The organism is Halorubrum rutilum (assembly GCF_042665015.1).
GTDB lineage: Archaea > Halobacteriota > Halobacteria > Halobacteriales > Haloferacaceae > Halorubrum > Halorubrum rutilum.
The window spans coordinates 119,084-132,288 of the sequence record NZ_JBHTBL010000011.1 but is presented as its reverse complement, the minus strand read 5'-3'; the positions used below and the strand labels follow the sequence as shown (position 1 = coordinate 132,288).

Here is a 13,205-nt window from a genome sequence, read left to right as displayed (position 1 = left end):
CGAGCGGACCGATCGCGATCGGACCGAAGCGAGTGGCGCTGAATCACGCTTGCTCCGCGAGCACCGAGTTGGCGCTCCGGAAGCCCGCTTATTAATGGAAGCCGCGGTCGACGTCGTCCTCGTCGATCAGGTCGTCGAGCTCCGCCGAGAGGAGCGCCTCGGCCTCGTCGAAGGTTTCGGAGAGCTCGTCGAGCTCGTCCGGGCGCCCGTCGAACCGGTAGTCCATCGGGCCGAACGCCGGCGCGTCGATCGCCTCCATCACGTCCTCGAACAGGTGGTCGGGGTCGGTCGGCGCCTCGGCGTGGACCTTCAGCGTCTCGCGGAGCCGCGTCGCGGCGTCCTTCGCCGCCTCCTCGTCCTCGGGCGGCGACCGCACCGCGAACCGGCCGGCGGACTCCTCGTCCGGGAGGAGGGGATCGAGCTCGCCGTCGACCTTGCGAGCGACGCGCGCGCCGACGCCGCGGAGGTCGCGGGGGTTCTTCGCGTACGTCTTGAGGTGGTAGACGCCGACGTTCGGGTGGCCGAAGTAGAGGTCCTCGCCGAGCCCCTCGCGCCGGGAGCCGGCGACGGCCCGCCAGCCGTCCGGGTCGGTCGAGTCGCTCGCGACGTCCGCGAGGATGTCGTCCCAGTCTCGTACGCGCATGTCGGCGTATGGTAGCGGAGAGACGCGCTTGAGCGTGTCGGTCGCGGCGGGGAGCGGACGACGGGATCGACCCCCACCGACAGCGTTTTTCGAGGCCGCCGCCGATGACGGCCGTGAACGTTCGGGGGCCGATCCTCTCCGTCGGGGAGGCGCGGACGGTGTCGACGTCGCACGGGGACCGGGAGCTCCGCGAGCTCCGGGTCCGGCCCGAGCGCGGCGCGGCCGACCCGGTCGACGTGACGCTGTGGGGGAAGTGGGCGGAGACCGCCGAGCACGCCGAGCCGGGGATGGAGCTCCTCATCACTGACGCCGAGGCGGACGAGTTCGGCGGCGAGACGGGGTACGCGACGACGGGCGACTCGTGGGTCGTGCTCGAACCCGACTTCCTCGTCGACGTGACCGGGATCCGGTCGTGGGTGCAGTGCCCGCGGATGTACTACCTGAACAAGCTCTCCGGGATCCCGCTCAACTACCCGGTGGTCAAGGGGACGATCGTCCACGAGGTGTTCGGCGACCTGCTCCGCGGGATGGAGCTGGAGGCGTCGGTCGCGGACCGCGTCGAGGAGGCCGGGCTCGAACTCGGCCTGCTGGGGTACGAGCCCGAGGAGGTCGCCGACGAGGTGCGCCGCAACGCGGCCGCGATCGAGGGGTGGCTCGCGCAGGGAACGCTCTCCGACGAGGACACCTGGCGGTCGGAGTTCACCCTCATCTCGCCGACGTTCGGCCTGAAGGGCCGCGCCGACGCGCTCCGCCGGGGGACCCCGGTCGAGCTGAAGACCGGGAAGAACACCAAGCGCGAGCCGCGCTTCCACGACAAGATCCAGGCGGCCTGCTACGCGCTCATGCTCGACGAGCGCGGCGTCGACCCCGACATCGGGACCTTGCTGTACACGAAGAACACCGCCCTCGACCGCAACGAGGAGTCGGGCGACCTCGCGCCCGCCAAGGAGTTCTCGGTGGGCCGGGGCCTCTTGGAGTTCGTCGTCCGCGAGCGCAACGCCCTCGCGGCGATGGAGTGGCGCGCGCTCAACGAGCCCGGCGAGCGCCCGACCGTCCCGACCGGGTACGAGGCCGACGCGAAGTGCGAGTACTGCTTCGAGCAGGACACCTGCATGGTCGTCTCGGGCCGCCTCGACCAGGAGTCGAAGGCGGAGTCGGTCGGGACGCCGGTCCCCGACGCGGAGCGCGACTACTTCGACCGCTTCTACGTCGCCCTCGAAGAGGAGCGCCGCGAGACGCACGCCGAGTACCGGAAGCTGTGGGAGCAGACCCCGGAAGAGCGGGCGGCCGACGACCGCGCGCTGATCGACCTCGAACCGGTCTCGCAGACCGAGATCGACGACGCGCGGTGGGAGCTGCGCGCCCGCAAGCCCGACGACGCCGTCTCGAAGCTCCGCGAGGGCGACGTGGCGCTCGCGAGCGACGGCGACCCCGTGAGCGGCCACGGCGAGCTCGGCCGGATCACCGGGCTGTGCGGCGACGAGGTCGTCGTCGAGACCGACGAGCCGGTCGAGCTCCGGCGGCTCGACGTCTACCCCTCGGAGATCTCGGTCGACCGCTCGCTCACCGCGCTCCACGACGCGATCCTGAAGGGGAGCGACGCGCGCAAGGACGTGCTGTTCGGGCGGCGCGAGCCGGAGTTTCGGGACGCCGCCGACCGTCCGGCTGGAGTGCCGGGGAGCGACGACCCGGACGCCCCCGACGCCTACATCGGCAACAACGACGCCCAGAACGAGGCCGTCGAGCTCGCCGTCGACGCCGAGGACTGCGCGCTGATCCACGGCCCGCCGGGGACCGGGAAGACGTACACCATCGCGCGGACGATCCGCGCGCTCGTCGAGGAGGGGAACCGGGTGCTGCTCTCGGCGTTCACCAACCGCGCGGTCGACAACGCGCTCGAAGCCCTGCGCGATCAGGGCTTCGAGGACGTGCTGCGCGTAGGCACACAGACTGGCGTCCGCGGCGACATGCAGGACGTGCGGCTCGTCCAGCGCGGCGACCCGAACGCGAAGGCCGCCGAGCTGCGCGACGCCCCCGTCGTCGCCGCCACCACGGCGGCCTGCGGCTCCCGGGTCCTCCGGGAGTGCGAGTTCGACGTGGCCCTCGTCGACGAGGCCTCCCAGCTCACGGAGCCGGGCACCCACGCCGCGATCAACCGCGCGGACCGGTTCGTGCTCGTCGGCGACCACGAGCAGCTCCCGCCGGTCGTGCGCGCCGAGAACGACCTCCGAACGTCCCTCTTCGAGCGACTCATCGAGGCGTACCCCGACGCGAGCGTCATGCTCGACCGCCAGTACCGGATGAGCCAGCGCATCCAGGCGTTCGCGTCCGCGGAGTTCTACGACGGCGCGCTCCGCCCGGCGACCCCCGAGGTGGCCGGCCAGACGCTCCGCGACCTCGGCGTCGACCCCGCCGACCTCCCCGACGGGCTCGCGGGCGGCGTCGACTTCGTCGACCCGGACGGGACCCGCGACGGGAACCGGAACGTCCGGGAGGCCGAGCGCGTCGCCGAGGTCGTCGACGCCTACCTCGCTGCCGGCGTCGACCCCGACGACGTCGGCGTCATTGCCCCGTTCCGCGCGCAGGTCGCGGAGATCGGTCGGCGGACGCCGGTCACCGTCGACACGGTCGACCGCTTCCAGGGCTCCTCGAAGGAGGTCATCGTCGTCTCGCTGGTCGCGACCGGTGACCTCGACGGCCCGATCTTCGAGGACCACCGCCGGATGAACGTCGCGCTCACCCGGGCGAGGAAGCAGCTGACGCTCGTCGGCGACGCCGACGCGCTCGTCTCGGAGCCGTTCTACGAGCGCATGCTCGACTGGGCGCGGCGCTGAGGCGGGTATCGGCGCGATTCGTTCATGTCGGTGAGCGACAGCATCGATCGCTTATACACCGGCGCGGTGGCGCGTGCCGATGAGCGCCCGAAGGGCGCGAATCGCACGCGCGAGGGAGTCGCTGGCGGCTGTCGCCGCCAGCGACGAGGTTGGGGAGGCGTGAGGTGCTGTGTGGTTGCGGTCGGGCGGGACTCAAAGGGGCAGCCGGGAGGACGGCGCAGGCGACGCAAGCACCACAACGAGGGAGCGAACACCGTGAGCGACCGAGTGAGGAGCACAGCGAGCGTGCGCCGTCCTCCCGGCTGGGGCTTTGGAGGTGTTTACCGTCGATCCGCAGTCACCGATCGCATAGTACCGAGCGGCTGGGGCTTTGGAGGTGTTCACCACCGGTTCTCTGTCAGTCGCGTTCTGTTATAACTCGTCGACCGCGTCCAGCGCCGCCTCGATGTCGGGGACGTCGAACCACTCGCGGCCGGTGTAGGCGTTCGTCCCGGCGGCGTACATGACCGAGACGGCCTCGACGACCTCGTCGGGCAGCGGGTCGGGCGACTCCTCGCAGAGCTCGCGCCAGTCGTCGATGTCGCGGTCGGCGACCGCCGCCTTCGCGTCCTTCACGGCCTCGACCCAGTCGGGATCGTTCGCCTTGTACCACTGCCGGACGACCTCCTTCGAGACCCCGCGCCCGCCGTACGAGAACCGGTTCTCGTCGAAGGTGCCGACCACGTCGGCGACGCGCAGCTCGCCGTCGGCGTACAGGCACTCGATCTTCCCGTCCTCGTGCGAGAAGCCCGCCGCCTCGGCGCGCTCGGTGACGACTCGGTTCACTTCCCGCGCGAGCGACTCCAGGGCGTCGACGTCGGCGGCGCCCGCGATCCGGTCGGCCTCGGCGCGGGTCAGGTAGCGGTCCTGCTCCTCGTACTTCGTCGAGAACTCCACGACGGGTTCCGGGAGGTCGACCGGCTCGTCGGGCCAGCCGCCGTCGGCGTCGGCCGGGCCGTCCGCCCCGTCGAGCCCGAAGTCGGCGGGGTCGGCGCGTCGGCGCAGGCTGGAGCCGACCGGGACGCGGTTCCGGAAGACCACTTCGAGCGGGACGAGGTAGTTGTCGCCCCCCGCGACGTGGAAGGCGTCGTAGTCGTAGCCCGCGTCGGGGCCCTCGTACGGGAGGTCGGGGACCTGCGTCAGGTCGATCGCCATCTGCGTCGGCGGGGCGGTCGCGTCGGCGAGGGGGACGGCCTCGGGCTCGCTCGCCCCGCCCGCGTCGGCGTCCCGGCTGGGATCCGCGACGCCGCGGTAGTGGGTCGGGACGCCCTCGTCTTCCAGCAGTTCGAAGTTGAACGCGCCCATCGCGCAGAGGCTCGCGCCCTTGCGCGGGATCGCGTCCGGCATCTGCCCCCAGTCGAACACCGAGTACGCGTCCGTGAAGACGAACCGGCCGCGGCCGAGCGCGTCGGCGGTCGCGGGCTCGTCGACGCGGAACTCCTTGACGCTCGTCATACCACAGTCGGCGACCGCCTCCCCCATGAACCTTTCAGTTACGTGTGCACCGCTCGGCTTCGATCGGTCGAACGATCCACGACCGTGCCGTGCTCGCGGCGCGCGCTCGCCGTCTCGGCGCCGCGACCGCATCGAAAGGACCACACCCGTCGCGGGCGCATCGCCGGCCATGCAAGAGGCGCGCGAGGTCGTCGTCCTCCGGTACGGCCACCGGCCGGGACGCGACGACCGCATGACGACGCACGTCGGGCTCACGGCCCGGGCGCTCGGGGCGGACCGCGTGGTGTTCCCCGCCAACGCCGGCCAGTCCGCGGAGACGGTGCGGGACATCACCGACCGGTTCGGCGGCCCCTTCGCGGTGGAACTCCGCGACGACCAGAAGGCGATCGTCCGGGGGTTCGACGGCGTCGTGGTCCACCTCACGATGTACGGCGAGCGCGTCCAGGACGTCGAGGGCGAGGTCCGCGAGGCGGTCCGGGACGGCGAGGACCTCCTCGTCGTCGTCGGCGGCGAGAAGGTCCCGTGGGCGCTGTACGAGCGCGCCGACTTCAACGTGGGCGTGACGAACCAGCCGCACTCGGAGGTCGCCGGGCTCGCGGTGTTCTTGGACCGGCTGTTCGAGGGCGAGGAGCTGGACCGGGAGTGGGTCGACGCCGACCGCGAGGTGGTTCCGGAGCCGACCGGGAAGACCGTGATCGACGCCGGGGAGAGCGACCGCGAGGGGAGCGACGCCGGGGAGCGCGGCGACGACTCGAAGTGACTCCGAGCGTCGTCGGCGCCGTCACTCCTCGTCGAGGGTCTCCAGCCCGGCCGCGCCGTCGACGACCTCCGGCGTCCCGCTCAGGATGCCGCGCAGCCCCGTCATCGGCTCGCCGACCCGAACGCCGTCGGACGTGATGCGGAACTCCCGGATCGTGCGCTCGAAGTCGCTCGTCCGCTTCTTCAGCACGCCGATCGCCTTCCGCATCTCGCCCTGCACCTCCAGGTGCCGGAGGAAGACGATGTTGTCTGCGAGGTAGCTGATGTTCTCGACGGTCGCCTGGAACTGCCCGGTGATGTTGCGCGTCTCGTCGATGAACACCGCGGTCACGCCCATGTTCTTGAGGTAGCGGCCCAGCGCGTGCATCTGCTGGAGCATCATCCCGTCCTCGCCGCGGAGCGTGAGTCGGTACCCCGCGATCCCGTCGACCATCACGATGTCCGCGCCGCGTTCCTCGACCTCCTCGCGGACCATCCGGGCGAACTCCTGTGGCGACCGCTCTAACGCCTCCACCTCGTTCACCCGGAGCGTCCCCCGCTCCAGCATCTCGTCCACCGGGATGCCGACGGCGCGGGAGCGCGTGAGGAACGTCTGCCGGTTCTCCTCGAACAGGTAGATGACGGAGCGCTCGCCGCGCTCGGCCGCCTCCTTCATGAACTGCGTGCTCAGCGTGGTCTTCCCGACCCCGGTGGGCCCGCTGATGATGCTGACCGTGCCGCGTTCGAGCCCGCCGTGGAGCAGGTCGTCGACGCCCTCGATCCCCGACGAGACCTGCTCCGCCGTGAACTCGCCCGTGTGCTTCCCGGGCTGGAGCGCCGGGTACACCTCGATGCCGCCGTCGGTCACGCGGTAGGCGTGGTCGCCGCTCTGCGTCGACGACCCGCGGAACTTCGGCACGTCGATCGTCTTCCCGTACTCCTCCGTGCCAAGCCGGACCGTCCCGTCGGTGATGAACTCCAGGTCGTCGGTCGGCAGCGAGTCGGTGTTCTGGACCGTGAAGACGACGGTCGCGCCCTGATCTTTCAGGAACCGCATGAATCCGACGACCTGCTTGCGGAACTGGTAGTCGTCGGACAGCAGGAACCGGAGCTGCGTCAGCGGGTCGACGACGACGCGGTCCGGGTCGACCGCGGTGACGCCCTCCACGATCCGCTCCGTGAGCGGCTCGCTCTCGACCTCCGAGGGCGCGAACACCTCGTACGACTGCTCCTCGGTGAACACGTCGGCGCTCGGGCTCAGATCGAGGAACTCGATTGCGTCGGTGTCGAAGCCGAGCGCGGCCGCGTTCGCCTTCAGGTCGCGGGCGTCCTCCTCCAGGTTGACGAACAGCGACGTCTCCCCCTCGTCGACGCCCCGCTGGAGGAAGTGGAGGCTCAGGATCGTCTTCCCGCTGCCCGCCTGACCGCGGATCATGTAGCTGCGCTCCGGGATCAGCCCCCCGGACAGTACCTCGTCGAGGCCCGCGATACCGGTCGACAGTCGCTCGGGCAGTGGCTCGGGCATGAGTCCCCGTCCGTGCGCCGGGTAGTTAATAAAAGGGGTAACTCTTAGTGGCAGTGCGTTCACCGTTCACGAGCAATGGATACGGGCCCAGACGGGCTCGCCGGCGGCACGTCCTCCGAAGGCGGCGGGGCCGATCCGGCCTCCGGGGAGGCCGCCGCCGGTGCCGCCGATCGGACCGACGACGACCTCCCGGCGGGAGCCGCGCCTGAACCGGACGCTGACCCCCGCGTGCTGCTGTTCATGCGCCCGGGACGCGACCGGGAGCTGGTGGCCGAAGCGCTGAGCGACCGGTTCCGGACCGACGCGACGACCGACGTCGAGGCGCTCGACTCGACGTTCGACTGCTGCGTCTTCGACGCCCACGAGTTCAACCGGGTCGCCGGGTCGATCCAGCGGCGCCGGGAGCTGGCGGCGCCCGTCTTCCTCCCGTTCGTCCTGCTCGTGAGCGACGACACGGCGGGGCCGACGACGGAGAACACCTGGGACTACGTCGACGACATCGTCGAGCTGCCGGTGCGGAAGCGGGCCCTCCGCACCCGGATCGGGAACCTCGTCGAGCGCCGCCGCACCTCGCTCCGGCTCGCGGCGCGGGAGCGGAAGCTCGAGGAGACGGTCGAGGACCTCCGACTGAAGGAGCGCGCGATGGACGAGGCGCCGGTCGGGATCACGATCGCGGCGGTCGACGAGGACGGCGAGGGCGACAACCCGCTCGTGTACACCAACGACGAGTTCCGAGAGCTCACCGGCTACGGCTCCGAGATGTTCGGCGTCGACTGCCGGTTCCTGCAGGGCGAGGACACCGACCCGGAGACGACCGCGACGCTCCGGGCGGCGATCGACGAGGAGCGGCCGGTCGGGGTCGACATCCTGAACTACCGGCGCAACGGCCAGAAGTTCTGGAACCGGCTCACGATCTCCCCGATCCGCGACGAGGAGGGGGAGGTCACGCACTTCGTCGGGTTCCAGACGGAGATCACCGACCGAAAGATCCGGGAGCGCCGCCTGGAAGTGATGAACCGCGTGCTCAGTCACAACCTCCGGAACAAGATGAACCTCATCTCGGGGTACACGGAGCTCGTTCGCCGGGCGGTCGACGACGGCTCTGACGAGGCGCTCGACGCGCTGGCGGTGATCGACGAGACGGCGGACGACCTGATGGGGATCGCGGCCGCGGTCCAGAAGCTCGACCGGACGCTGTCGGGGCCCGCCTCGACCGAGGAGGGCGTCGCGCTCCGCGACCACCTGATCGAGCTGCGGTCTCGGATGCGGGACCGGTACCCCGAGGCGGCGATATCGTTCGCCCTCCCCGACGGCGACCCGCTCGAAACGACGGCGGTCGGCCTGCTGACGGCGATCGAGGAAGCCGTGGAGAACGCCGTCAAGCACAACGACGACCCGGAGCCGCGCGTCGAGGTCCGCGTCGAGCGGGAGTCGGCGGAGTGGATCGCGGTCGAGGTCGCGGACGACGGCCCCGGGATCCCGGACCACGAGACGCAGGTGCTCGACCACGGCGAGACGTCGCTGAACCACGCGGACCGGCTGGGGATCTGGCTGATCTACTGGGTCGTGGCCAAGGCGGGGGGGGAGTTCGCGATCGACACGTCGAGCGAGGGGACCACGGTCCGGCTGGTCGTCCTGACGCACCCATGACGGGGGTCGGCGTCGGGCGCCCGGGGCGACGCCGAGGCGCGCCCGGCGACGAGTCTCAGAGCGACCGCTTCGACCGCAGCAGCGCCAGGCGGAAGCGGGCCTCCTGTCGGCTCGTCCCGCGCACGCGACCCGTCTCGGCGTCCGCCATCGAGGCGAGCGACAGCCGGTCGAGCAGGGGGGGCCAGTCGGCGGCGCCGGCCGCCTCGCCCGCGAACGCGACCGCGTTCCCGAGCCCGTCGCGCTCGGCGGTCCCGAGGCGCGCCACCGCGGCGTCGGCGTCGCGGCGACCCCCGCCGACGTAGAGGCGGTCGCCGACCGCGGCGGGGACCCACGCCGGCAGCAGGAGCAGCCACAGCAGGACCCCGGCGATCGTGTACGCCCGCGGCGGGACCCGGTCCTCCTCGGGCTCGTACCCGTGGATCCGGTTGACGCGCCGGTCGGCGGCGCTCCGGTCGGTGCGCCGCCCGACGAGCACCGTCGCCAGCAGCGCGACCGTCTCGACGAGCGCCAGCGCCGGCAGCAGGGCCGTCGTGACCGCCGCCTCCCGGGTCCGGAGCCGGACGAGCGCGTGGCGGAGCGCGGCGTCGCGGTCGGCCGCCGGGAGGGCGAGCAGCCGCGTCGAGACGACGAGCCGCGCGCCCCGGTAGCCGTCCGCGACGGCGACGTTGGCCGCGTCGGCGCGGACGACCGTCACCGCCGGGGCGTCGACGCCGACCGCCTCGGCGAGGGTCGAGACGCGGTCGTCGACGAAGGCGCCGTGGCGGTCGTCGACGTCGGCCTCGGGGAGCCGCGCGATCCGGCGGTCGACGAGGACCGGGCCGAGGAGCGCCGAACCGCCGGGACCGAGGACGACCGCGGCGAGCGCGGCGGCGACGACCGGGGGGATCCCCCCGAGGGCGGCGGGAGCGAGGACGCCGAGACCGGCGGGACCGAGGAGGGCGGCGAGGGGGACGAGCGGCGCGGCGACGAGCAGCGCCGGGACCGCCGCGAGCGCGAGCGCGCCGACCGCCCGCCTGAGGCGCACCCGTCGCCCGAAGTCGGGTCGGTCGCGCGGGTCGTCGGAGTCGCGCATCACGCACGGGTGGTGCGAGGGGCCGCGTAAAGCTCTGCCGGAGCCGTCGGCGGCTCCGCGGCGCCCGTCCCGGTCGCGGAGCGTCCCCCCGCGCGACGAGCGCCGCCGGGGCCGGCGGAGCCGGTCGACGGTGGCCCTTTCGGAGCTTTTAACCCGATTCCACCACCAGTTTCGCGTAATGGCTTTTGAGGATCTACTGAACGACCCCGTCATCCAGAAGTACCTCCACGAGCTGGTGGGGCCGACGGGGATGCCGGTCGCGGCCGCGCCGCCGGACGGCGAGGTCACTGACGAGGAGCTGGCCGAGGAGCTCGGCTTAGAGCTCAACGACGTCCGCCGCGCGCTGTTCATCCTGTACGAGAACGACCTCGCCACCTACCGCCGGGTGCGCGACGAGGACTCCGGGTGGCTCACGTACCTCTGGACGTTCCACTACGACAACATCCCGGAGAACCTCGAAGAGGAGATGTACCGCCTGCTCGACGCCTTGGAGGACCGCGAGGAGTACGAGCGCACCCACGAGTTCTACCTCTGTGAGGTGTGTTCGATGCGCTTCGAGTTCGGCGAGGCGATGGACTTCGGCTTCGAGTGCCCCGAGTGCGGCTCGCCGCTCGAAGCGATGGACAACGACCGGCTCCGCGAGGCGATGGGCCGGCGCGTCGAGGAGCTGCGCGACGAGCTCAACGTGGACGTGACGGGCTGATGGTCGTCCTCGCAACCAAGTGCTACGTCGAGGGCGACGCCCGCGACCGCGCGCTCGACGGCATGGACTCGCTCGTCGCCAACGACGTCGGCGAGCTGAGCGTCGACTGGCACGTCGGCGTCCGCGGCGACGGCTTCGTGCAGGTGGACGTGAGCGGCGAGGACGCCGCGGTCGCCCGCAACGTCCTCGCGGAGACGTGGGGCGAGATCGTCGCCCACGACGGCGGCCTCGAAGCGGGCGGGGAGTACGTCGGGACCCTCGAATCGTGGGACGACGACGGGTTCGTCCTCGACGCCGGCGTCGAGGTGCGGATCCCCGCCGACGAGATCGGCCTGGGTCGGGGCTCCCCCGAGCAGGTCGTCGAGCGGTTCGGGCTGGTCCAGCACCTCTCCATCCGGTTCGTCTACGGCGGCGACGCCGGCGACCCGGACGCCGAGCCGAGCCGCCTCGCGGACGCCGAGCGCGACCGCCTGTACGACTGGCAGCGCGGGAACGGCCGGGTCAACGTCAATTCGGCCACCCGCGGCGAGGTGCGCGCGACGGTGAACCGCGCGGGCCACGCGCAGGACATCGTCACGGTCGAGCGACTCGGCCTCCTCGAACAGAGCATCGTCTGTACGGAGAACACCGACCCGCCGGGACTACTCGCTGCGATCGGCTCGTACCTCCCGGCCGAGATGCGCTGCGTCGTCTGAACCCGTGAACAAACGCTTCGCCCTCGCGGTCGCCGTCGTCGCGCTGCTCGCGGTCAGTGCCGGCTGTCTCAACTACGTCAACGACGGCGGCGAGGTCGCGAACGAGACCCTCGACGCGGAGCCGCCCCACGAGTACGACTTCGACACGGAGCGCGACGCCGCGTTCAACCTCTCGACGGGGAATCGGTACACGGCGGTGTACGACGTCTCCGGGGTCGAGGAGCTCAGGCTGTACAGGCAGACGCCGTACGCGGGCGACCAGCCGCTGGAGTTCGAGGCGTTCCGGTACCGGACCGCCGACGGCGAGGTGCTCAACGGCACCGAGTTCCGCGCCCGCGGCGGCGAGGTCGACCGCACGCCCGACGAGACGTGGGTCCGCTTCCCCGAGGGGACGGGCGAGGGACGGGTCGCCTTCTCGGCGGCCGGTTCGCCCCGGCGGTTCACCACGCTGGCGTACGTCGACGGGTCCTACGCGGTGACGCTCCCGCCCGGGTTCAGCACCGACTTCCCGGTCGTGGGGCACGTCGCGCCGCGCGACTACGAGGTCGAGACGGTCGACGGCCGCGACCGGATCACCTGGGAGTCGGTCGAGGGCGGGTCGGTCGTGGTCCAGTCGTACCGCGAGACCGACCTGCTCGTCTTCGGCGTGATCCTCGCCGTCGCGGTCGTCGCGGCGGTCGTGGGAGTCGCGTACTTCCGTCGCCAGCTGGAGGCGCTCAAGGAGCAGCGCCGGGAGCTGGGACTCGGCGTGTACGACGACGACGAGTAGCCGGCCCCCGAGTCCCCCTGGGCCGCTCTCGGACGGAGGCCGGCCGACGCGCCGAACGCGGACGCTTTTGAGTACGCGTCGCCTTGTCGGGGGTATGAACGCCGCCGTCGTCACCGTCGGGGACGAGCTCCTCGTCGGCGACACCGAGAACACGAACGCGACGTGGCTCTGCGACCGGCTCGACGAGCGCGGGGTCGTCGTCCGCCGGGTGACGGTCGTCCCCGACGAGGTCGGCGAGATCGCGCGCGTCGTCAACGAGTACCACGCCGAGTACGACGCGGTGGTCGTCACCGGCGGGCTCGGCCCGACGCACGACGACGTGACGATGGACGGGGTCGCGGCGGCCTTCGGTCGGGAGCTCGAACGGAACGAGGAGGCCGCGGCGTGGCTCGCCGAGCGCGGGTACAGCGCCGACGACCTCGCGGCGGAGACGACGCACCTGCCGGCCGGCTGCCGGCCGCTCGCGAACGAGGCCGGCGTCGCGCCGGGCGCCGTGGTCGAGTCGGTGTACGTCCTGCCCGGCGTGCCGACCGAGATGAAGGCGATGTTCGAGTCGGTCGCCGACGAGTTCGAGGGGACGCCGACCCACACCGTCACGGTCGACGTCGACGAGCCGGAGAGCGCCCTGCTCGACCGGTTCACGGAGCTGCAGGAGGCGTTCGACGTGAGCGTCGGCTCCTACCCGGGCGAGAGCGTCCGGGTGAAGATCACGGCGACGAGCGCGGCGGAGGCCGAGCGCGCCGCCGAGTGGGTACGGGAGCGGTCGACGCTGGTCGAGTCGGAGTGAACCGACCGGCGCGCGACGCGGCGAGGAGGGGAGGGGCGGTCGGACACGGCGGGACGGCTACCGGTAGAGGTACGCGAGCCACACGGCGGTGACGGCGAAGCTCGCGAGGAGCACGGCGATCGCGGTGGCGGAGATCGGAAGCGGCTCGGTCACGGCGGCTTCGAGGAGCATACCCCGAGGTTGCTCCGGGGGCGTCTTAAGTATTGAACTTCGGGGCTCGGCGGCGGTCGAGGCGGTCGGTCCCCTCGCCCGCCGGCGAGCCTCGTCGCCCGCGGGTTCCGGCTCGGCCCGGCTG

General features: G+C 71.9%; 11 protein-coding genes. 7 read left to right on the top strand and 4 right to left on the bottom strand.

The features are described from left to right. Positions 1-91: 91 nt before the first annotated feature. Positions 92-643 carry a hypothetical protein gene (locus ACFQMF_RS12100; RefSeq protein WP_256408052.1) on the bottom strand — a complete coding sequence of 184 codons (552 nt, stop codon included), beginning with the start codon at positions 641-643 and terminating at the stop codon, positions 92-94. A gap of 113 nt (positions 644-756) precedes the next feature. Here ACFQMF_RS12100 and ACFQMF_RS12095 point away from each other — a divergent pair, with 113 nt between their 5' ends. Next, the gene (locus ACFQMF_RS12095; protein ID WP_256408051.1) at positions 757-3,477 is read left to right on the top strand and encodes an AAA domain-containing protein; all 2,721 of its coding nucleotides are present in this window, start codon (positions 757-759) and stop codon (positions 3,475-3,477) included. Between the two features lie 411 nt (positions 3,478-3,888). Here the strand turns inward: ACFQMF_RS12095 and ACFQMF_RS12090 are convergent, their stop codons facing one another. Next, entirely contained in the window at positions 3,889-4,971 is a 1,083-nt protein-coding gene (locus ACFQMF_RS12090) for a phosphoribosylaminoimidazolesuccinocarboxamide synthase (protein WP_256408050.1), read from the bottom strand. 169 nt (positions 4,972-5,140) lie between these two features. Between ACFQMF_RS12090 and ACFQMF_RS12085 the strand changes: the two genes are divergently transcribed. Next, positions 5,141-5,731, top strand: coding sequence for a tRNA (cytidine(56)-2'-O)-methyltransferase (locus ACFQMF_RS12085; RefSeq protein ID WP_256408049.1), 591 nt, complete (start codon positions 5,141-5,143; stop codon positions 5,729-5,731). 21 nt (positions 5,732-5,752) lie between these two features. On the opposite strand, the gene ACFQMF_RS12080 is transcribed toward ACFQMF_RS12085, so the two are convergent. Continuing rightward, positions 5,753-7,234, bottom strand: a complete 1,482-nt coding sequence (locus ACFQMF_RS12080) for an ATPase domain-containing protein (RefSeq protein ID WP_256408048.1) — start codon at positions 7,232-7,234, stop codon at positions 5,753-5,755. A gap of 75 nt (positions 7,235-7,309) precedes the next feature. Between ACFQMF_RS12080 and ACFQMF_RS12075 the strand changes: the two genes are divergently transcribed. Continuing rightward, entirely contained in the window at positions 7,310-8,884 is a 1,575-nt protein-coding gene (locus ACFQMF_RS12075; protein ID WP_379792029.1) for a PAS domain-containing protein, read from the top strand. A 55-nt stretch (positions 8,885-8,939) separates the two neighbouring features. On the opposite strand, the gene ACFQMF_RS12070 is transcribed toward ACFQMF_RS12075, so the two are convergent. After that, positions 8,940-9,956, bottom strand: coding sequence for a hypothetical protein (locus tag ACFQMF_RS12070; protein WP_256408047.1), 1,017 nt, complete (start codon positions 9,954-9,956; stop codon positions 8,940-8,942). Positions 9,957-10,134: 178 nt separating this feature from the next. On the opposite strand from ACFQMF_RS12070, the gene ACFQMF_RS12065 reads away from it, so the two are divergent. From ACFQMF_RS12065 to ACFQMF_RS12050, 4 genes are all read left to right on the top strand, one after another. Next, positions 10,135-10,659: a transcription factor gene (locus ACFQMF_RS12065; RefSeq protein ID WP_256408046.1), complete on the top strand. Its 525-nt coding sequence runs from the start codon at positions 10,135-10,137 to the stop codon at positions 10,657-10,659. Next, positions 10,659-11,354: a DUF2110 family protein gene (locus ACFQMF_RS12060; RefSeq protein WP_256408045.1), complete on the top strand. Its 696-nt coding sequence runs from the start codon at positions 10,659-10,661 to the stop codon at positions 11,352-11,354. The genes ACFQMF_RS12065 and ACFQMF_RS12060 overlap by 1 nt, the downstream gene beginning before the upstream one ends. 4 nt (positions 11,355-11,358) lie before the next feature. Next, complete coding sequence (locus ACFQMF_RS12055; protein WP_256408044.1) at positions 11,359-12,123, top strand: DUF5803 family protein; 765 nt, start codon at positions 11,359-11,361, stop codon at positions 12,121-12,123. Between the two features lie 94 nt (positions 12,124-12,217). Then, positions 12,218-12,910, top strand: coding sequence for a competence/damage-inducible protein A (locus ACFQMF_RS12050; protein WP_256408043.1), 693 nt, complete (start codon positions 12,218-12,220; stop codon positions 12,908-12,910). Positions 12,911-13,205 lie beyond the last annotated feature (295 nt).